Here is a 20,295-nt window from a genome sequence, read left to right on the forward strand (position 1 = left end):
CTTGGCTGGCGACGGCCCGGGAAGATAACTCAACGCCTACACCTGCGGATCGCAGATCCGCTCGATATTCCTCAATAGCTCAGTTGGTAGAGCATGCGGCTGTTAACCGCAGGGTCGTTGGTTCGAGTCCAACTTGAGGAGCCATTCAGACAATGCTTTGCCGTCACTTTATCGTGACGGCAGGGTAAAGTCGATTCCCTATATGGGCCTTTAGCTCAGTTGGTTAGAGCAACCGGCTCATAACCGGTCGGTCCCGGGTTCAAGTCCCCGAAGGCCCACCAAATTAAGTTAATATGGCCCGGTAGCTCAGTTGGTTAGAGCGCTAGCCTGTCACGCTAGAGGCCGTGGGTTCAAGTCCCATCCGGGTCGCCAAAAAACGGTACCGTAATCGTGCCGTTTTTTCTTTCGCTGCTATAGCTCAGTCGGTAGAGTGCATCCTTGGTAAGGATGAGGTCACCAGTTCAAATCTGGTTAGCAGCTCCATACAAACGTCTGATCATTTGATCAGGCGTTTTTCTTTTACTGCAAAACGCGATCTTTGTCGAGAAATGACGATAGAAAACTATTTTCACCTCTTGCTAGTCGATTTTTGAAATGATAGAATATCTGTAGGGAGATGTCGATATGTCTCTGTATAAATTTTATCGAGCGATAGATGGAGATTTTGAAGCAGCCTGCCGTCGCTTTTACAACGAGAATATGCTACAGAAATTCCTGATCCGATTTTTGGACGAGCCCTGCTGCGCGGAATTGAACGATGCCCTGGGTCGGCACGATCGCGATGCGGCAATCAAAGCGGTACACACGCTGACCGGACAGGCACGCAGCTTTGGCTTTATACGGCTGGAAAAGAAGAGCGCAGCACTGTTGCAAGCGCTGCGCGGCAATCGGGATGAGGAAATCACGGAACTGCGATACGAAGTCACGGCCGAATACATCGGCATTGTGCAGGCAATTCGCTCTCTGGCCTCTGAGCTGGGCATTTTTATGTAAGCTGCGTGTTAAACGCCCAATGCGTCCTCAATCACATCGATCAAATGGATGGGCGACACCTGAAGCGTATTCAGGCGTTCTGTAAAGGCGCGTGCTTCCGGCTCACCGATGAACACATCGGGGACGAAGCAGGTTTGTCCGTGCTGTGGATCGTGAGCACTGATACCGAAAGATATATAAGCTCCGGTCTCAGGCGAATAGTGATTTTTTTTGATTACTTTGTAGACAAACATGATGCTTCCTCCGTCGATATTTGCTGATGTTCCCACTTCATTTGGGAACATGTTTATTTTATCAGAAGAATCACGCGGTTTTTGCTATTCTGTGAAATTGGAACAGAATCTTGTGAAATCGGCAGAACATGTTTAGAAACCGTTAAGAAATTCGACAAAAACTGACGAGAAAGGACTGTCAATAACCATGCTGCGGGTCGCAATTTGTGATGATTCGGCGTTAGAACGGGATATCCTTGCGGATTTTCTCAGTCATTACTGCAATGCACATGCGATTGACTATTCCTGCAAAATGTACGACAGCGGTGAACCGCTCTATTATGAGCTTGGGGACGGCGGATGGTTTGATATTATTCTGCTGGATATTCTGATGGACCCGCCGCTCGGCATTGATGTAGCACGCCGTCTGCGTGAGATCGGATACAAGGGCACGATCGTATTTTGTACCGCTGCGCTGGATTTTGCACCGGACAGCTTTGAAGTCGGTGCATCCGGTTATCTGCTCAAGCCATATACCCCGGAGACGTTCGAGCGAACCATGCACCGCGTACTGTCCGATATCGTCGAGAATACATACGCGATCAAGAATCGTTTGCAGGTGCTACACATTCCGCGCGAAGAGATTATGTATGTGGAAAGCCATAACTCACAGTGCATTCTGCATCAGGCGGGCGAAAAGACATACACAATATATAAAAAACTCAGCGAGATTGAGCAGGAACTGACGGCTCCGTGTTTTCTGCGGTGCCACCAGAGCTTCCTTGTGAATATGAACTACGTCAAAGCTGTGGATAAGGACTTTATCCTTACAAACGACGATGTGGTGCTCATTCGCAAGAAAAATCTGAAGGAATTGCGGCAAGTCTATTTTGATTACTGCAAACAGATTCATAATAGATATTGAGGATAATCTGTATTAGGCAAAGTTAAAACACGGATTATTTGAAAAACGAAAAGCGTCCCATTGGGACGCTTTTCGTTTTTGGGGAAGGAGAAAGAAAACTTCATTTTCCATTCTCAATTCTCCATTTTCAATTATCCCAAAGCTGTATCCAACACCATCATCACCAGAAAACCCGCCATCACACCAAGCGTGCCCGGATGTGAATGCTCGCCGAGATGTGCCTCGGGAATCAGCTCCTCGACCACGACGTACAGCATCGCGCCTGCGGCAGCGGACAGCAGCCACGGCATGAACGGTGTCAGCGCGGACGCGCACAGCACGACAAGCACGCCGAAAATCGGCTCAACGATGCCGGACAGCGAACCGTAAACGAATGAGCGTGCGCGGCTCAGCCCCTCCTGATGGAGCGGAAGCGCGACTGCGGCTCCCTCCGGGAAATTTTGAATGCCGATGCCGATGGCAAGCGCGCCTGCCGCTGCAAACAATCCTGCGTTGCCGGTGTGCTGCGCGGCGCGAGCGAATGACAGACCGACAGCCATGCCTTCCGGAATGTTGTGCAGCGTCACTGCAAGAACAAGCAGCGTGGTTCGCCGAAAGGAGGATGGCAGACCTTCGGCCTGCTCTGCGCCGCTGTGCAGGTGTGGCATTAATCCGTCCAGCGCAAGCATAAGCACCAGACCGAGGATAAAGCCGCCTGCAGCGGGTATCCAGCCCGGCTGGCCGTTCTGCGCGGCCTCGTCAATCGCGGGAATGAGCAGACTCCAGATGGACGCGGCGATCATCACACCGGACGCGAATCCGAGGAAAATCTGCTGCATCAGAGCGCTGGACTGTCGTTTCATAAAGAATACCATGGCGGCGCCGAGCGTGGTCATCAGGAAGGTGAAGCCTGTGCCTGCGGCCGCCCAAAGCAATGTCTGCTGTATCATACGCACCTCTCTTTTTAGTTGGTTAGTTATTGCTAACTATGAGCATAGCACCGAACACACTTTCTGTCAATAGGGGACTTGACAGAAATGATATAATATTAGTATACAATCTTATGAGAATAAAACAGGAGGGTTCCACTATGGCGGTATCCCGTGAAAAAGTGTTATATTTCGAGCCGCAGCCGAGCGAACAGACTGCGGCGCTCAAGACCGTGCTCGTTCGCATGGGCGTGCGGATTCAGAACGTCGAAGCGGTCTCTGCCGGTCAGACTGTCGGCTTTCTGCTGAACCGCAAGGGCTTTGAGCCGACTGACGCGACTGCAGATGCGCCTTCCGCACCGATGATGGTGCTGGACGGCTTTACTGAAAAGAGACTGGACATTCTGCTCCGTGAAATGAAGGCGCATGGTGTTTCTGTGCCGTACAAGGCCATGGTCACCGAGCACAATATCGGCTGGACGCTGAGCGACCTGTTTACCGAGCTGGTGCGCGAGCATGAGGCTATGCACCAATGATCGAGCGCGTACTGAACGATTTCGACGTTGACCAGATCGCAAACTCCGGTCAGTGCTTCCGCTTCCACAGGGTTGGGGATAAGTCGTACGATTTGATTGCGGGCACACACCTGCTGAATATTCAGCAGAACGGCCGGACCGTACGGTTCGACTGCGATGAAGACGAGTTTAACGCCATCTGGCGGCCGTATTTCGATCTGGATACGGACTACGGTCGCTGCAAAGCCGCAGTTGCCAAACGCGACATCTATCTGCAGAACGCCGTTGCATACGGCGGCGGACTGCGTATTCTGCGGCAGGATCTGTGGGAAACTATTCTATGCTTTATCATCTCGCAGCAGAACAATATCGCGCGGATTACCAAGTGTGTCGAAAATTTGTGTTCCCTTTTCGGGGAAACCTGTTATAATAAGAGTGAACAGGTATACAATAGCATTCCCACGGCAGAGCGTCTGGCGGCGTGCACGCCCGAGGACCTTGCGCCGGTGCGCCTCGGCTACCGCGCCAAATACATTTGCGCCGCGGCACGGCAGGTCGCGTCCGGTGAGGTCGATCTGGAAGCTATCCGGCACATGGATTACGCCCGCGCCAAAGCCGAGCTGCTGCGCCTGACCGGTGTCGGCATCAAGGTTGCGGAGTGTATCTGTCTGTTTGCGCTGCATCACATCGACGCATTTCCGGTCGATACGCATATCCGGCAAATGCTGGACACACACTATCCGAAAGGGTTTCCGCTGAAACGATATAAAGGCTTTGCGGGTGTCATGCAGCAGTATGCATTTTATTATGAATTATCACTGAAAGGTTAAGGAGTGTTTAATATGGCAGTAGTAACCATTACGAAGGAAAATTTCGAGAACGAAGTGCTGAAGTCGGACAAGCCGGTCCTGCTGGACTTCTGGGCAACGTGGTGCGGTCCCTGCCGCATGGTTTCACCGATTGTGGACGAGATCGCAAACGAGCGTGACGATATCAAGGTCGGTAAGATCAATGTAGACGAGCAGGGTGAGTTGTCCATGCAGTTCCGCATTGTCTCCATCCCGACCCTGATCGTGATGAAGAACGGCGAGGTTGCCAATAAGGCTGTCGGCGCTATGCCGAAGGAAGAAATCCTGAATCTGCTTGGCTAAAATCAAAACCGAATCAAAAGAGCTGACTCCGTTGGAGCCAGCTCTTTGCTTTGCGTCTAAAAGGTTTGTATTGAGCCGGTTTTCTTTTCTTTCGTGCGACAGCTTTTGTTTACCGTTTTGCGGTTTTGTGCTATACTAAAAATACTACCGCCAATATTGCTGATATAATGGTAAGGTATGATTTGGCAAGAGGATATATGTTTGGAGGAGCTTGCGTGAATCGCATTTCTGATAGTATGTTTCACTCCCGCAGCACTGCATGCAAGAAGCCGTATGGCGCGGTACCGGCAGGGCAGGCGGTCGAGTTTTCTGTTTATCCGCAGCGGGCACAGGGCGCGCTGCATGTTACCCTTTGGATTGAGGAAGACGGCTGTCAGGCCGAATCTCATCCGCTGCACTGGTGCGGCTATCAAGGCTCACATGATCGGTATACGGTAACCTATACGCCGCCGCATCCCGGTCTGTACTGGTATTATTTTTCGGTGGAGCTGGCGGATGGTCTGCACTACTGTGCACGCGGCTACGGCGGTCAGGCGGAGCTGCTCGAGGCGGTCGGCGATAAGTACCAGCTGACCGTGTACGACGGCGAGTACCATACGCCGCGCTGGTTCGGTGAGGGCATCACCTACAACATTTTTCCGGACCGGTTCTGCCGCGACAAGGCGCCCGAGCAGCCGGAGAGTGAAGGCGTGGTCGAGCGTGTGCTGCACCAGAACTGGGACGATATTCCGGTCTATCTGCCGGATGAGCACGGCGAAATCCTCAACAACGACTTTTTCGGCGGCACGCTGCGCGGCGTATACGCCAAGCTGGATTATCTGGAGAGCCTGCACGTTACCACCATTTATTTCAATCCGATCTTTCAGGCGTATTCCAATCACCGCTACGATACCGGCGATTACAAGCGCATCGACCCACTGCTCGGCTGTGAGGAGGACTTCCGGGCGCTGTGCAGCGAGGCCGCCAGACGCGGCATGCGCGTTGTACTGGATGGCGTATTCAATCACACCGGCTATGACAGCCGTTACTTCAACGCTCGCGGTCACTACGACAGCGTAGGCGCGTTCCAGTCCAAGGAATCGCCGTATTTCAGCTGGTTCGACTTTCATAACTGGCCGAACGAGTACGGCTCGTGGTGGGGCATCTACACGCTCCCGCAGGTCAATGAGACCGACGGCAGTTATCAGAATTACATCATCGAGGACGAGGACAGCGTGGTCCGCCACTGGCTGCGGCTGGGCGCGTCCGGCTGGCGGCTGGATGTTGCCGACGAGCTGCCGGACAGCTTCATCCAGAAGCTGAACGCTGCCGCCCGCAGGGAGAAATCCGATGCGTTCATCATCGGTGAGGTGTGGGAGGATGCGTCCAACAAAATCTCGTACTCCGAGCGCCGACGCTATTTCCAGGGCGGCGAACTGGATTCGGTTATGAACTACCCGCTGCGAGACGCTATTTTCGGCTTTTTGAACGGCGGCACGGCCGAGCATTTCGCGGAGAGCATGGAGTGCATCCGCGAAAACTACCCGCGGGACGTGTTCTACAACCTAATGAACGTTGTAGGTACGCATGACACCGCGCGTGCGCTCACCCTTCTCGGCGTAACCGAGAACGAGTGGAAGCTGGACAGAAACGGCCGCGCACACTATCAGCTGCCGCCGGACCGTCTGGAAATCGCCTTGCGCCGCCTGCGGATGGCGGCGGTCATCCAGTTCACCATGCCGGGTTCGCCGACCATTTACTACGGTGATGAGGCAGGTCAGCAGGGCTTCGAGGACCCGTTCAACCGCCGGACCTACCCGTGGGGACACGAAAACCAGGAGCTGCTTGCGTTCTATCGTAAGCTGTGCGAAATCCGTGCCGAGGAACAGACGCTTGCGGACGGCGACCTGCAGTTCAGCGACACGACAGCCGGCGCACTGCTGCGCTATGAGCGCACGAGCGGTGACTCGCGTCTGGTGATTGCGGTCAACCGCGGACACCAGCATGTGGAAACAAAAATTGATGCGCTGTATGCGCTCGACCTGCTCAGCGGCGAGGGCTTCGCGTACGCCGACCCGGACGGTCTGATCGTATCCGTCCCGCCGGAGACCGCCTATATCCTGCGCTGTGTAAATGCAGCCGATTAAGGAGGATTTTCTATGGATATGACAGAAAAACAGCTTTCCAGCGAATATAAGTTCAGAGGCAGGATCATGACCGCTCGTGTGGACGAGGTATCGCTGCCGAACGGCAAGACCGCGCCGCGAGAGGTCTGTGAGCACGTCGGCGGTGTCGGCGTGCTGCCGATCGACAAGGACGGCAACGTTATTCTTGTGCGGCAGTTCCGCTATGCGTTCGATACCGAGCTGCTCGAAATGCCCGCCGGCAAGATGGATCACGGTCCGGAGGACGCCGAGGAATGCGGCATCCGCGAGCTGAAGGAGGAGACCGGCTGTACCGCCGGACGCATCGTGCCGCTCGGCGCGATCTATCCGTCTCCCGGCTTTCTGACCGAGGTGACCTACCTGTTTGCCGCGCTTGACCTGACCGAAGGCGAAATGCAGCCGGATGAGGACGAATTTGTCGAGGTCGTGCGACTGCCGATCGCAGAGGTAGAGAAAATGATCGAGCGGGACGAGATCCGCGATGCAAAAACGGTGGCGGCTATGTATAGAGCAAAGCTGAAAAATCTTTACTAAGATAAGAGTGGAGATTGGAGAGTGCAGAGGAGGAAAGGGTTTGGATAAGAAAAAAATCCTTGTGGTTGAGGACGAAAAGGCCATTTCAGACATTCTGGTATTCAATTTACAGCGTGAGGGCTACGACACACTCGCGGCGTATGACGGCGCGGAAGGTCTGCGCTGCGCGCTTGAGGAAGCGCCCGACCTGATTCTGCTGGACGTGATGCTGCCCGAGATGGACGGCTTCGAGGTCTGCAGGCGGGTGCGCACGGAAAAGGACACACCGATCATCATGCTGACCGCCCGTGAGGAAGAGACCGACAAGGTCATGGGTCTCGAACTGGGTGCAGACGATTATATCACCAAGCCGTTCTCTATGCGTGAGCTGATGGCGCGCGTCAAGGCGAACATGCGCCGTACCTACGCAGGAGAGGACAGGGAAAAGGCGGAAGCGCCGTCCGGCGGCGGTCTGCGTGTATCCAAGGACAACGGCATGGTGTACAAAAACGGCCATCCGCTCGAGCTTTCCGCGCGGGAATTTGATATTCTGTGCTTTCTGTCCGCTGCTCCGGGACGGGTTTTCTCCCGTGAGGAGCTGATGGAGCAGGTCTGGGGCTATGACTACTACGGCGACCTGCGTGCGGTGGACGTGGCGATCCGCCGTCTGCGCGAGAAGATCGAGGATGAACCGGCAAGTCCCAGATACATCATCACAAAAAGAGGCATGGGATATTACTTTGCTGACGGGGAGTAAGCTATGTTCCGTTCACTACACAGAAAACTGGTGCTGATTCTGGTGCTGCTGATCGTATCCGTTATGGCGGTGGTCGGCACGTTTTTGATCAACAGTATCAACACCTTCTATCTGAACAGCTTTTATGAGCAGATGCAGGCGGTGTTCACGACCGACACCATCCGCTCCATGCAGGAGGCGGCTGCCGAACCCGGCACGGATGGTCTGAAAACCATCATAGATGCACACAAGAGCCGACTCGGCATTGACGATTACCGCAATTATGCCATTCTCGACAGTGAGGGCGGCTTCCTTGACGGCTCCAACCCGAACGTATCCGTCACCCGCACGAGCAACGTCATTGCCGCAATGGCAGGAGAGACCGGAACGCGCTCGGCGGTGTCCGACAGCATTATGGACATTGCGGTGCCGCTGGACAAGAACGGCGACGGTGCGGTGGACTACATCGTGTATATCGCGGACAACAAGCGGGAGATTTCCGACCTGTCGTGGCGGTTCTTCCAGATTGTCATGCAGGCGATGATGTTCGGCCTGCTGGCGGCGATCCTGCTGTCCTTCCTGCTCAGCAAGACCATCACCACGCCGATCGAGCGCATCACTGAGGGTGCGCGGTCAATCGCGGAAGGCAACTTCGATCAGGACCTCGGCGTGCAGTCGTCGGATGAGATTGGCGAGCTGACCCGTTCGTTCAATTACATGGCACACCGTTTGAAAAACACGGTCGGCGAGGTACAGGGAGAGCGCGACAAGCTGAACACGCTGTTCCTGCACATGACCGACGGTGTAGCCGCCTTTACGACCGACGGCACGCTCATCCACATGAATCCGGCAACCGAAAATCTGCTGGGCGTGCGTGTGGAGCAGAAGCTGAGCTTTGATGAGATGTTCGCTGATCTGGACATGCCGGATACGGACGAAACCGTCTCGCGCAGCTTCCTTACGAACGAGATTACGCGATTTGGGCGCGTGCTGTCCGTCACGCTGGCGCCTTACGGCGCACTAGACGGCGAGGGCGGCGTCATCGCGGTCATTCACGATGTCACCGAGCAGCGCCGTCTGGATGACGCACGCCGCGAGTTTGTGGCAAATGTGTCGCACGAGCTGCGCACGCCGCTGACGAACATCCGCTCGTACACCGAAACGCTGCTCGATGCCGCCGGAGAGCTGCCGCTTGACACGGAAAAGCAGTTTCTGGGCGTTATTTCGAGCGAGAGCGAGCGCATGGCGCGTATTGTCACCGATCTGCTGACGCTTTCCAAGCTGGATTACGGACGGATGGATCTGCGTATGACGCGGTTCTCGGTGTCCGATCTGCTGAAAAAGGTGACGAATGCCATGAAGCTGACCGCTGAGGACAGCGGTCACATGATCCGCATTGAGACCGAGCCGGACCTGCCGCCAATGGTCGGTGACAGGGAACGCATCGAGCAGGTTGTGGTCAATATTCTGTCCAACGCGGTCAAGTACACGCCTTCGGGCGGCAGGATTCGTCTGGCGGCAAAGCGCGCAGGCGCAAACCATGTGCGCATCACAGTTGAGGACAACGGTGTCGGCATTCCGGCGGACGATGTGCCGCGCCTGTTTGAGCGATTCTACCGCGTGGACAAGGCACGCTCGCGTGCCGCAGGCGGCACCGGACTGGGTCTGGCGATCGCCAAGGAGATCGTTGAGCAGCACGAGGGCAAGATCGCTCTGACCAGTGAATACGGCAAGGGCACGACCGTGACGATCACGCTTCCGACCGACCTCAAGCCGCACGGCAGGGAGGATAAGGTATGAGAGGTGCGAAACGCTCAGCGAAGAACACCGCAAAGAATATCTCGCTTTTGGTGCTGTGCGGACTGATGGGCGTGCTGTGCGAGGTCAACTGGCTGATGGGTCTGAACATTGCGCAAATGCCCGCAGACAGCGCACTTCGCCGTCTGCACGACCGCTTTGTAGGCGGTGCGGTGGGCTATGAGATACGGTCCTCCGGTGTTTCGGCGGCGGATCCGGCCCAGATGGCGCTGACTGTTGCCGGCAAGCTGTACGGCGTGCAGTACAATCTGACCGATATTGACGCCGGCATCACGGCAACGCGTTCGCTGTGGTCGCAGGCGCTCACAGGTGAGGGACTGCGGCCGGCTGATGAGGGTGAGCTGTGCACGGCTCTGCGGTCGGGCAGCTGTGCGCTGCTGCGCTACCACGGTGCGATCCCGATGCAGTCTATTGCGGGCTGGCTGGGCGGCTCGTGGAAGGATAACGACCGCCTGCAGGTCGAAACACTGGTGTATGCCGCCGGTGTGCAGCGGCTGTTTGTCCGCATGGCAGACGGCAGTCTGTATGCCGCGGATACAGCGGTCTCGCAGAATGCGCTTGAGGAGGCACAGAAGAACTTCCGCGGTCTGTCGTGCAGCTTTGCGGAAGATGCGTATGCGGTCTATCCGGAAACGCTGCTGTTTGACAGCGAGGCGCTGTCGCTTCCGGTGCTGAAACCGGCGCAGATCAACCTGTTTACCGCACAGAGCGGCACCGGACTGGAGGATTTGCTTGGCGCATTCGGCTACACGGCCTACACGGATTTTTACAACGAGCAGGACGAAACTGTCCGCGTGTTCCTCGATGATACGAGCACGCTGCGGCTGAGTGCGTCCGGTCTGGTGCAGTACGCGTCCACGGATGGCTCGGCAACGGTGAGCGCCTATGACGAAAGCGATATCACGGATGCGGCGGCACTGGATGCACAGCTGGACTGCGCCCGGCTGATTCTCGATGCGGCGCAGCGAGCGGGCGATACGGATACGCATGCGTCGCTGTACGCGGTGGAGCGCAGCGAAGATCAAACCACGCTGATTTTTCTGCAGATGTACAGCGGCGTGCCGGTGCTTGGTGACGCGGACTTTGCTACCTTCGTATTCAACGGCAGTGCGCTGCGTACGGCAACGATTCGGCTGCAGAAATTTCAGCCGACCGGCGGCAAACGCACGGTCATGCCCGCAAAACAGGCGGCAGCCGGAGCCTCCGGCGCGGAACGCGGTCTGATGGCAGCCTACCGGTCACAGGACGGACAGTATGTACCGAGCCGGTTCTATCTGAAAAATGCGGCAGAGTGACCGCAGAAGGGAGATGAGAGCGCTTGCAATGGGATAAAGTCAAAAATATACTGATCGCAATACTGCTTGCGATCAACCTGTTTCTGCTGGGCAATCTGGCGGTACGCGGCTGGCAAAGCCATCGGAGAGCGAGTGAGCTTGAGGCCAATCTGCGCACGCTGGTGAGCGCCAGAGGGATGCAGCTGGATACGGCGTTCTCGCTTCCGGAGGACATCACGCTGCCCGAGCTGTCGCTCGACCGCAGCCGCGCAGATGAGGAAAAAATCGCAGCCGCCATGCTGGGCGAACACGCTGAACGCACCGAGCAGGAGGACGGCACGGTGCGCTTTGAGAGCGACAGGGGCACGCTCGAGTGGCAGGCGGACGGCAATGTGCAGGCGGACTATACGCTGACTGAATCTGCGCCGACTTCCGCATCGGAAGCGCTCGAGCAGGCGCGCCGACTGTGCAGCCGGTGGGGCTTTCAGGCCGAGCAGGCCAACTGGACGGCGAATGACATGGCAGTTACGCTGACCGGCTCGGTCGCCGGACTGCCGGTGCACAACCGGCGGCTGACACTGGACTTTTCCGCCGGCGACGGCACAGTGTCGCTCGTCGGACTGTGGAGCCTTGGTACGCCGTATACCACTGCGAACGGCATCAGCATTACCTGCAGCGCAGCGGATGCTCTGCTGCAGTTTGCCGCAGAAAGCGGTGAAACCGGTACGATCGAGTCGATGACGGCCGGTTATCGTATGCAAACCGACAGCAGCCGCCGTATTCGTCTTACACCTACTTGGAAGATTGACACCGAAACAGGCGAATATTTGGTGGATTGTGACAAAAAGACGATTATCGGTGAAGAAAACTGAAAAACTGCTTTTCTTTATCTGAAATTGTGGTAAAATGTATTAGTGAGATTTTACGCGAATGGGTTTAGCCGCTGTCGGAGCTGCCTGCAAAGAGGATCGGCACGGACAGTCATTCGCTGACATAAGATACAGTATTCGGAGAAAAACGCGGAGATTTCCGCGCCAAGGCTTAGTGAGGAGTAGGTAGATTGACAAAGTATGTAATCAACGGCGGCAAGACGCTGAATGGTGAGGTGACCATCTCCGGCGCAAAGAATGCAGCGGTCGCAATCGTTCCGGCGGCTCTGCTGGCAGATGGCCCGGTTCGTCTTGAAAACGTGCCCAAGATCATTGATGTAACGCTGCAGATGGAGATCATGCGTGAGCTGGGCGCGCAGATCCGCCAGATCAACGCCACTACGGTGGAAATCCAGAATACGCAGAACCCGAGTCTCAAGCCGCACGAGCTGGAGCGCAAGCTGCGCGCATCCTACTATCTGCTCGGCGTGCTGCTCGGCAAGTACGGCTTTGCCGAGGTAGCAATGCCCGGCGGCTGCAACTTCGGCGGCGTCCGTCCGATCGACCAGCACATCAAGGGTTTTGAAGCTCTGGGCGCAAAGGTAACGCTGCCCAAGGGCGGTTACATCCGGGTCGAGGCACCCGAGGACGGTCTGCACGGCGCACATATTTATTTTGACGTTGTTACGGTCGGCGCGACCATGAACATCATGCTCGCAGCCGTTCTGGCCAAGGGTCAGACGATTATGGAGAACTGCGCGAAGGAGCCGCACATTGTCGATCTGGCGAACTTCCTGAATGCAATGGGCGCGGATGTTAAGGGCGCCGGCACCGATGTGATCAAGATCCGCGGTGTAGAGAGCCTGCACGGCGGCAGTTATTCCATCATTCCGGATCAGATCGAGGCGGGCACCTTCATGGCAGCCGTTGCAGCCTGCGGCGGTTCGGTTCTGGTGAAGAATGTTATTCCGCGTCATCTGGAGTGCATCACCGCAAAGCTGCGCGAGATGAGCGTTGAGGTCACCGAGTTTGACGATGCGGTGCTCGTTCGCCGCGAGGGCAAGCTGACCAAGACTAACATCAAGACCCTGCCGTACCCGGGCTTCCCGACCGACATGCAGCCGCAGATGACGACGGCGCTGTGTCTGGCAGAGGGCACCAGCATCATCACCGAGGGGATCTGGGGCAGCCGCTACCGCTATACCGAGGAGCTGACCCGCATGGGTGCGAACATTCATGTGGACGGTGCGATCGCGGTTGTTGAGGGTGTCAGGGAGCTGAATGGTGCTCCGGTCCGTGCACACGACCTGCGTGCAGGCGCGGCGATGGTCATCGCCGGTCTGGCAGCCAAGGGTGTTACCGAGGTCGAGCAGGTGCAGAACATCGAGCGCGGCTATGAGACGCTCGTAGAGAAGTTTGTTGCTCTGGGTGCGGATATGTATCGCTCCGAGATTCCGGAAAGCGCCGAGAACAAGTAATTTCTAATTGTAATGAGGAAAAAAGGCGGAGGGAGCATCCTTTCGCCTTTTTTGCAGAATATAAGGCAGATGAGCAGAATGAAAGCAGAGTGTATGGTTCGGCGTGCGTCTGATGCGGACATGGATGCGGTTCTCGCTTTTGCCGCGCAGATTTTCGCGGACGAGCAGGACATTCCGAAGGAGCTGAACTTCATTCCGGCGGATAAGCAGCCGCAGTGGTGGTGCATGGAGCATGACGGCGAACTCGTCGGCACAGCGGCCATCTACCGCGAGGGCGGGCAGTGTCACATGGGCCGTATCACGGTCGCGCGCGGGCTGCGCGGACAGCACAAGGGAACCTTTCTGCTGAAATGTGTGCTGGAAGATGTTTTTGCACAGGATGTGGATAACATTTTCCTCGAAGCGAGAGACGCAACGGTGCACATTCTTACCGGATTCGGCGCAGAGATTGCCGGGGAACCGTTCGCATTCTACTGCGGAAACGTCACACCGATGATTCTAACACGAACTGCCTTTCTGCAGCACACAAACGGATGAAAACAACTGCTGAAGGAGTACCATGGCAGAGCATTATTATTACAGTATCGCCAGCGGTTCGAGCGGCAACTGCGGCTTATATATGGCGGACGGCACCGCGATCCTGATCGATCTCGGTGTGTCGCTGCGCAGGATTACGACTGCGCTGAAGGCACTGTCGCTCACGCTGGAGGATATTTCGGCGGTGGTGCTGACGCATGAGCACATCGATCATGTGAAGGGACTGCCGATGTTTCTTAAAAAAGCGAAGGCGCCGGTGTTTGCTACTCGCGGCACAGCCGAGGCTTTCGAGGAAAAGAATCCGGAGTACGCCGACCGTCTGAACGTATTCGACAGCGGCGAGCGCTTCTGGGTCAGGGATGTGGACGTTGTGCCGTTCCCGACGCCGCATGACGCGGCAGAGAGCACGGGCTACATATTCGAGCACGGCGGCAGCCGGTTCGGCTTTGCCACCGACCTCGGCTTTGTGCCGCGCGATGCGGCCGAGCTTATGCGCGGCTGCGAAATGGTCGTGCTGGAGAGCAACCACGATCCGCATATGCTGCAGGCCGGTCCGTACCCGTATTCGCTCAAGATGCGCGTTGCCGGACCGAGCGGGCACCTGTCCAATCCGGACTGCGCCGTATTTGCAGCGGATCTGGTGAAAAGCGGCACGCGAACGCTTGTGTTGGCGCATCTGAGTGAGAAAAACAACATGCCGGAGCTGGCGCGGCAGCAAACGCTGTCGGCGCTGCGCGGACTGCCCGCGTGCGAGGTGCTCGTTGCGCCGAAGGAGCACATGGAGCATCCGGTATCATTTGGGGAGGAAAGGCTATGCTCTCTGTCCGGCTGATCTGCGTCGGAAAGCTCGGAGAAAAATTCTGGGCAGACGCTGTAAAGGAATATACCAAGCGCCTCGGCGCATATTGTAAATTAGAGATCATCGAGCTGCCCGAGCAGCGCTTGCCGCAGACGCCCTCTGAGGGCGAGATCGCGCAGGCGCTCGAAAAGGAAGCCGCGCTCATCGAGAGCAAGCTGCTGCCCGGCGCGTCTGTGATTGCGATGTGCGTAGAAGGCAAGCCGATGTCCTCTGAGCAGCTGGCGGACTATTTCGGCAAGTTGACCGTATCGGGGACAAGCAAGATCTGCGTGCTCATCGGCGGCTCGTGCGGTCTGTCCGAGCGGGTGAAAAAGAAGGCGGCGCTGCGGCTGTCCATGTCACCGATGACGTTTCCGCATCATTTGGCAAGAGTGATGGTGCTCGAGCAGATTTACCGCGCGCTCAATATCGCGGCAGGCGGCAAGTACCATAAGTGAGAAGAGGGACAGCATGACAAAAGAACAGATCGCGGCGATCGCCGTGGTGCTGCTGCTCGGCGTAGTCTTTTTTGTGCGGCTGTACCGTCGGCAGCAGGAACCACCGAAAGAGCCGCCAAAGCCGAGGCCGCAGCCAAAGACCGGCAAAATGCGCTGTCCGATGTGCGGCGCGGAAGCAAAAGTCACGGGCAAACAGTGGGAGTGTCCGTGGTGCGGTGACTCCGGCTGGCTCAAATAAAGTTTGGGTATAAAAACAACCCGGTTAAATGTGGCTAACATCAAGAAAAACCATTTACTTTATTCATAAGATTTTGTAAAATGTAATATAGATGAGAACGCGGTTATTCGCACGGGACAAATGCGAAGCCGCGATGAGGGAAATTATATTTCAGGAGGGGCGTCCCATGATTATCACGATAACGCTTAACGCTGCACTGGACCGTACGCAGCGTATCGAGCACCCGCTGCAGGTGGGCAAGCTTAATCGCGCGGTGTCCAGTCATCTGGAACCGGGCGGCAAGGGCATCAACGTGTCGCGCGCGATCAAGGCGTTGGGCGGCAGCAGTATTGCGCTTGGCTTCAGTGCAGGCACGAACGGCCGCATTATGAAGGACATGCTGACAGCAGCGGACATTCACCACGATTTTGTTGATATTGCGGGACAACTCCGTGTCAATACGCAGATCATTGATGCGCAGGGCGGCCATACCGAGGTAAATGAGCCGGGCAACAAGCTGGATGATTCGGATTTCCTGCGTTTGCTCGACCGCATGGAGAACTATCTGGACGAGGGCAATATCTTCGTTCTGTCGGGTTCTACGCCGCCGGAGTTCCCGCTGAAGAACTACCGTAAGCTGTGCAAGACCATCAAGAAGCACGGCTGCAAGCTGATCATCGACGCACAGGGCGAGCTGCTGCTGGAGGCACTGGGGTGTGAGCCGGACTTTGTAAAGCCGAACATCTTCGAGCTGGCTGAGGCTGTCGGCGACAAGCCGTCCGCCGATCCCGAGGTCGTTGTACATTCCGCACGCAAGATGCTGGATATGGGCGCAAAGGCTGTCTGCGTTTCCATGGGTCAGGAGGGCGCTCTGCTCACCGCAAAGGACGAGCCGGAGTCGCTGTACGTTACCACCAACCCGAAAATCTACGACGAAGGTGCGGTCGGTACCGGCGATGCAATGGTCGGCGCGATTGCAAACGCTATGCACGCGGGCATGAAGTTTGACGAGGTGGCACGCTACGCTGTTGCGATGGGTCGTGCATGTGCTCGTCTGGCCGGCACCGAGATGGCCTCTCTCAAGAAGGTTTACGAGGTGTACGAGACCACGCAGGTTTACGTTCTCTGAGCTGTCGCGGAATCACGGTTCCGCCGACAAGCAGGAACGGACCGCAGGCCGTTCCAAAGTCGTCCGAAAGTTCCTATACAGAAACTTTCTTCCTCTTAAAGTCAAAAAAGAGTGATATATGCTCCCTCTTTTTGGCATTTGCAATGCAAATGCTATTTTATACGCGCTGCCGCGCGGGACGATGAAATCTGGTAGTTAGTTGAGAAATGGAGAGAACAACAGATTGTTGTTCTCTCTTTTACGCTTTTCGCAATTACTTTAAGGAGTTAACAAATATGGATAAAAAACAATTACAGCAGCGCGTCACGGAGCAGCGCCGCCGCGTACGCCGCAGACTGACCATTCGCGGCGTACTGTCGCTTCTGGTCGTGCTGACATTCATCCGCTGTGCGTTCATGCAGCGGTATGAGAATATGTTCGTGTGCGTGCTGTCGCTTGTGCTGCTGGCGATGCCGACGCTGATTGAAAAACAGCTGGCCATCGACATCCCGCCGATGATGGAAGCTATCATCTACTGCTTTATCTATGCCGCCGAGATCCTGGGTGAGATCAATTCGTTCTACACCATCATTCCCGGATGGGACACCATGCTGCACACGATAAACGGATTTCTGGTCGCGGCGGTCGGCTTCTGCCTGGTTGACCTGTTTAACCGAAGCGAACGGTTTACCTTCAAGCTGTCGCCGCTGTTCCTGGCTATCGTAGCGTTCTGCTTCTCCATGACGGTCGGCGTGTTGTGGGAATTTTTCGAGTTCACCGCTGATCAGGTGATGCACACGGACATGCAGAAGGACTATGTCGTGCACGAGGTCAACACGGTGTCGCTCAACCCGGACGGCCTGAATGTGCCGGTGCATGCGCAGATTGAGTCGGTCATTGTCAACGGTGAGGATTGGACGGAGCAGCTTGGCGGCTATCTGGATATTGGCCTGATTGATACGATGAAGGATCTGCAGGTCAACTGCATCGGTGCGATCGCGTTTTCCATCATCGGCTTCTTCTACGTCAAGCACCGCGGCAAGGGCAAGCTGGCGGCAGCGCTCATTCCGGTCGTGCTCGATCCCGAAAAAGAAAAAAGTAAAAAAGATGAGCAAAACAGGGAACCAAATGACGAGTGATTCCGTCTAATTCAATACTATCCACGAAAATGATCTGAAGGAGAGTATGAAAGTATGATGAAAAAACGAATGACCGCAGGTATGCTTGCGGCACTCATGGCGGCAGTCCTGCCGGTTTCCGCGTGCGCGGCTCAGAATTCGGCGCCGCAGCCGCAGCTGAATACCGCAGAGCATATGCAGTATATGAACGGCTACACGGACGGCACCTTCCGCCCGGATGCATCCATCACCCGTGCAGAGGCGAGCAAGCTGCTGGCCTCTCTGCTGGTGAACAAGGTCAAGAATGAGGACCATCTGTTTCATGACGTTTCGGTTTCCGCGTGGTATGCGGATGCTGTTCGTCAAATGACTGGTTTCGGTCTGGTGAACGGTTACACGGACGGCACGTTCAAGCCGAACGCCAAGATTACCCGTGCAGAGTTTGTAGCGATTCTGTCGCGCTTCCCGCACACCGACATCGGCACGGACAAGTCGTTCGCTGATGTACCCAAGACCAACTGGGCGTACAATGCGGTGCAGACCGCTCTGGCACAGGGCTGGATTTCGGCAGGCACGAATTTCCGTCCGAATGCGCCGATTACCCGTGCGGAGACGGTAACCATCCTCAACCGTGTGCTCGGCCGTCAGGCGGACGAGTTTACGATCAATACGAGTGAGGGCATCCGTATTATGCCGGACGTGCCGAACACGCACTGGGCATACTGGGATATGCTTGAGGCAACCACCGACCATAAGTTTAACAAGTCGAGCGGCACCGAACAGTGGACCTCGTTCGATAAGGAGACTACCGATTTGACGCCGGGCTGGCATAATATTGGCGGCAAGCTGTTCCATGTCAACGATGACAAGCAGTTTGACCATGACAAGTTCATCGGCTCGCTCGAGCTTGACCACAACGGCTGCTACATCACCGGCTCGACCGAGCTGGACGCGCTGCTGGCTTCGGCAGTAAAGAGCGTTGTCAAGGACAGCATGACCCAGCAGCAGAAGCTGCGTGCGGTGTATGATTACGCGAAGAATACGTTCGGTTACCTCGGCATCGGCGCGGCTGACACTTCGAAGAGCGACTGGGCGCTGACCTCCGCGACCGATATGCTTAAGACCCACAAGGGCAACTGCTACTCGTGGGCGGCAGGCTTTACTTACCTCGCTCGTCAGGTCGGCTTTGACGCACAGGCGATTCCGGGCACCGGTGTTTCGCCTAAGGGCAGTGAATCGGTTCACGCGTGGACCGAGATCACCATTGACGGTACGGCGTACACCTTTGACCCGCAGATTGAAAGCGTGTATAAGAAGCGCTACAACGAGAATTATGACCTGTTCATGAAGAAGTACGGCGAGGCTGTCTGGGGCTATAAAAAGCCGGAGGTGACCGAGCCGGAGCAGCCGGAGACCGCCAAGGTGGACGAGAAGCTTTCCGCGCTGGTGAGCAAGATTTACGGTGCGCATCCGTTCGGCGGCATGGGCGTTGCTGAGGAGGCGCTCTACAACGGCATGGGTGAGGACGGCATGAGCCGCGGCCTGTTCTGGTACCTTGGCACGGATGACATCAAGTTTGAGGCAGGCGTGGCCTCCGAGTCTATGATTACCTCGCAGGCACATTCCATCGTTGTTCTGCGCTTTGCGGATGAAAAGCAGGCGGCAGACGCGGCGGCTAAACTCAAGACCACGGTTGACCCGCGCAAGTGGATCTGCGTAGGCGTGGATGAGGCCAAGGTTGTCGCTAAGGGCAAGATGGTCTGCGTTGTGATGGACGACGAAAACGGCGATTACTACATCAATAATTTCAAGGCGAATGCCTGAAACTGACCTTGTGAAACTTGTTTGAACTGACACTTTCCCAAAGCCACGATATCGCATACAATAGTCTTACAGACAGAATTACTGGAAAAGAAGGTATGCGATATGACAGGAAAAAACATCAGAAAGCTTGTGCTGGCAGCACTGCTGGCGGCACTGACGGCAGTTGCTACGATGATCATCCGCATTCCAACACCGACACAGGGTTATATTCATCTCGGTGACGGCATGGTGCTGATCTGCGGCATTCTGCTCGGTCCCGGTCTGGGCGCACTGGCAGCCGGTATCGGCTCGATGATGGCAGATCTTATCGGCGGCTACATGGCATGGGTGCCCGGTACGTTTGCCATCAAGGCGCTGACCGCTCTGCTCGGCGGCTGGCTGTACCACCGCATGGCAGGCAAGGGCATGAATACGATTACCCGTGTGGTTCTGTGCGGCATTCCGGCAGAGATCGTCATGGTTCTGGGCTACTTTGTGTACGAGGTCGGCATGGAAGTCGTGATGGGCAGCAGCATGGGCGCTGCGGCAGCCGCGGTTGTTCTCGGCGTGCCGATGAATATCGTGCAGGGCATTGCGGGCATTATCGTTGGTGCGGTGCTGCTTCCGGTGCTCAGTCACGCAAGCGCGGAGATGGGCGAGAAGATTCGCGCATGATAAAT

The 20,295-nt window shown here is 56.1% G+C and carries 22 protein-coding genes and 4 tRNA genes; 24 read left to right on the plus strand and 2 right to left on the minus strand.

Translation table 11 applies throughout. The annotated features are described in order from the left end of the window. The first annotated feature begins 68 nt into the window (after positions 1 to 68). The 5 genes from DWZ82_RS03435 (at position 69) to DWZ82_RS03455 (ending at position 993) form a co-directional block, all read left to right on the plus strand. Positions 69 to 144: transfer RNA gene (locus DWZ82_RS03435), tRNA-Asn, on the plus strand. A 60-nt stretch (positions 145 to 204) separates the two neighbouring features. Then, positions 205 to 281: transfer RNA gene (locus tag DWZ82_RS03440), tRNA-Ile, on the plus strand. A gap of 14 nt (positions 282 to 295) precedes the next feature. Then, positions 296 to 372 (plus strand) — tRNA-Asp (locus DWZ82_RS03445). 35 nt (positions 373 to 407) lie between these two features. Then, positions 408 to 483 (plus strand) — tRNA-Thr (locus DWZ82_RS03450). Between the two features lie 141 nt (positions 484 to 624). After that, positions 625 to 993: an Hpt domain-containing protein gene (locus DWZ82_RS03455; protein WP_118360649.1), complete on the plus strand. Its 369-nt coding sequence runs from the start codon at positions 625 to 627 to the stop codon at positions 991 to 993. Between the two features lie 8 nt (positions 994 to 1,001). Here DWZ82_RS03455 and DWZ82_RS03460 read toward each other — a convergent pair whose 3' ends face one another. Beyond that, positions 1,002 to 1,226, minus strand: coding sequence for a DUF6514 family protein (locus DWZ82_RS03460; protein ID WP_118478804.1), 225 nt, complete (start codon positions 1,224 to 1,226; stop codon positions 1,002 to 1,004). A gap of 187 nt (positions 1,227 to 1,413) precedes the next feature. Between DWZ82_RS03460 and DWZ82_RS03465 the strand changes: the two genes are divergently transcribed. Beyond that, the gene (locus tag DWZ82_RS03465) at positions 1,414 to 2,130 is read left to right on the plus strand and encodes a LytR/AlgR family response regulator transcription factor (protein WP_118478806.1); all 717 of its coding nucleotides are present in this window, start codon (positions 1,414 to 1,416) and stop codon (positions 2,128 to 2,130) included. A gap of 131 nt (positions 2,131 to 2,261) precedes the next feature. Here DWZ82_RS03465 and DWZ82_RS03470 read toward each other — a convergent pair whose 3' ends face one another. Beyond that, entirely contained in the window at positions 2,262 to 3,059 is a 798-nt protein-coding gene (locus DWZ82_RS03470) for a ZIP family metal transporter (RefSeq protein ID WP_207663669.1), read from the minus strand. Positions 3,060 to 3,199: 140 nt separating this feature from the next. Here DWZ82_RS03470 and DWZ82_RS03475 point away from each other — a divergent pair, with 140 nt between their 5' ends. The 18 genes from DWZ82_RS03475 (at position 3,200) to DWZ82_RS03560 (ending at position 20,290) form a co-directional block, all read left to right on the plus strand. Beyond that, the gene (locus DWZ82_RS03475; protein WP_158575068.1) at positions 3,200 to 3,574 is read left to right on the plus strand and encodes a DUF3783 domain-containing protein; all 375 of its coding nucleotides are present in this window, start codon (positions 3,200 to 3,202) and stop codon (positions 3,572 to 3,574) included. Next, positions 3,571 to 4,383: a DNA-3-methyladenine glycosylase family protein gene (locus tag DWZ82_RS03480; RefSeq protein ID WP_118478810.1), complete on the plus strand. Its 813-nt coding sequence runs from the start codon at positions 3,571 to 3,573 to the stop codon at positions 4,381 to 4,383. Before DWZ82_RS03475 ends, DWZ82_RS03480 begins: the two co-directional genes overlap by 4 nt. Positions 4,384 to 4,395: 12 nt before the next feature. Beyond that, complete coding sequence (gene trxA, locus DWZ82_RS03485) at positions 4,396 to 4,704, plus strand: thioredoxin (RefSeq protein WP_116705145.1); 309 nt, start codon at positions 4,396 to 4,398, stop codon at positions 4,702 to 4,704. A gap of 215 nt (positions 4,705 to 4,919) precedes the next feature. Then, positions 4,920 to 6,830: a glycoside hydrolase family 13 protein gene (locus DWZ82_RS03490; protein ID WP_158575069.1), complete on the plus strand. Its 1,911-nt coding sequence runs from the start codon at positions 4,920 to 4,922 to the stop codon at positions 6,828 to 6,830. A gap of 12 nt (positions 6,831 to 6,842) precedes the next feature. After that, complete coding sequence (locus tag DWZ82_RS03495; RefSeq protein ID WP_118285006.1) at positions 6,843 to 7,382, plus strand: NUDIX hydrolase; 540 nt, start codon at positions 6,843 to 6,845, stop codon at positions 7,380 to 7,382. A 40-nt stretch (positions 7,383 to 7,422) separates the two neighbouring features. Further along, complete coding sequence (locus tag DWZ82_RS03500; protein WP_118478814.1) at positions 7,423 to 8,118, plus strand: response regulator; 696 nt, start codon at positions 7,423 to 7,425, stop codon at positions 8,116 to 8,118. A gap of 3 nt (positions 8,119 to 8,121) precedes the next feature. Further along, positions 8,122 to 9,897 (plus strand): ATP-binding protein, encoded by a 1,776-nt coding sequence (locus tag DWZ82_RS03505; RefSeq protein ID WP_118478816.1) that lies wholly within the window; start codon positions 8,122 to 8,124, stop codon positions 9,895 to 9,897. Continuing rightward, positions 9,894 to 11,210, plus strand: a complete 1,317-nt coding sequence (locus tag DWZ82_RS03510) for a hypothetical protein (RefSeq protein ID WP_118478818.1) — start codon at positions 9,894 to 9,896, stop codon at positions 11,208 to 11,210. Before DWZ82_RS03505 ends, DWZ82_RS03510 begins: the two co-directional genes overlap by 4 nt. 23 nt (positions 11,211 to 11,233) lie before the next feature. Continuing rightward, the gene (locus DWZ82_RS03515) at positions 11,234 to 12,061 is read left to right on the plus strand and encodes a hypothetical protein (RefSeq protein ID WP_118478820.1); all 828 of its coding nucleotides are present in this window, start codon (positions 11,234 to 11,236) and stop codon (positions 12,059 to 12,061) included. Between the two features lie 188 nt (positions 12,062 to 12,249). Continuing rightward, a complete protein-coding gene (locus DWZ82_RS03520; protein ID WP_110436087.1) occupies positions 12,250 to 13,536 on the plus strand; it encodes a UDP-N-acetylglucosamine 1-carboxyvinyltransferase in 1,287 nt (428 codons plus the stop codon). Between the two features lie 78 nt (positions 13,537 to 13,614). Then, complete coding sequence (locus tag DWZ82_RS03525; protein WP_158575070.1) at positions 13,615 to 14,073, plus strand: GNAT family N-acetyltransferase; 459 nt, start codon at positions 13,615 to 13,617, stop codon at positions 14,071 to 14,073. A 22-nt stretch (positions 14,074 to 14,095) separates the two neighbouring features. Further along, the gene (locus tag DWZ82_RS03530; RefSeq protein ID WP_118360657.1) at positions 14,096 to 14,905 is read left to right on the plus strand and encodes an MBL fold metallo-hydrolase; all 810 of its coding nucleotides are present in this window, start codon (positions 14,096 to 14,098) and stop codon (positions 14,903 to 14,905) included. Beyond that, entirely contained in the window at positions 14,887 to 15,369 is a 483-nt protein-coding gene (gene rlmH / locus DWZ82_RS03535) for a 23S rRNA (pseudouridine(1915)-N(3))-methyltransferase RlmH (protein ID WP_110436090.1), read from the plus strand. The genes DWZ82_RS03530 and rlmH overlap by 19 nt, the downstream gene beginning before the upstream one ends. A gap of 13 nt (positions 15,370 to 15,382) precedes the next feature. Next, a complete protein-coding gene (locus DWZ82_RS03540; RefSeq protein ID WP_118478824.1) occupies positions 15,383 to 15,607 on the plus strand; it encodes a hypothetical protein in 225 nt (74 codons plus the stop codon). 166 nt (positions 15,608 to 15,773) lie between these two features. Next, the gene (locus DWZ82_RS03545; protein WP_158575071.1) at positions 15,774 to 16,715 is read left to right on the plus strand and encodes a 1-phosphofructokinase family hexose kinase; all 942 of its coding nucleotides are present in this window, start codon (positions 15,774 to 15,776) and stop codon (positions 16,713 to 16,715) included. Between the two features lie 275 nt (positions 16,716 to 16,990). Further along, the gene (locus DWZ82_RS03550; RefSeq protein ID WP_118478828.1) at positions 16,991 to 17,833 is read left to right on the plus strand and encodes a hypothetical protein; all 843 of its coding nucleotides are present in this window, start codon (positions 16,991 to 16,993) and stop codon (positions 17,831 to 17,833) included. Between the two features lie 54 nt (positions 17,834 to 17,887). Then, on the plus strand, positions 17,888 to 19,636 hold the full coding sequence (locus tag DWZ82_RS03555) for an S-layer homology domain-containing protein (protein WP_118478830.1): 1,749 nt from the start codon (positions 17,888 to 17,890) through the stop codon (positions 19,634 to 19,636). 102 nt (positions 19,637 to 19,738) lie between these two features. After that, complete coding sequence (locus DWZ82_RS03560; RefSeq protein ID WP_118360663.1) at positions 19,739 to 20,290, plus strand: ECF transporter S component; 552 nt, start codon at positions 19,739 to 19,741, stop codon at positions 20,288 to 20,290. Positions 20,291 to 20,295 lie beyond the last annotated feature (5 nt).

This window comes from Butyricicoccus sp. AF35-5AC (genome assembly GCF_003477715.1).
Taxonomy (GTDB): domain Bacteria; phylum Bacillota; class Clostridia; order Oscillospirales; family Butyricicoccaceae; genus Agathobaculum; species Agathobaculum butyriciproducens.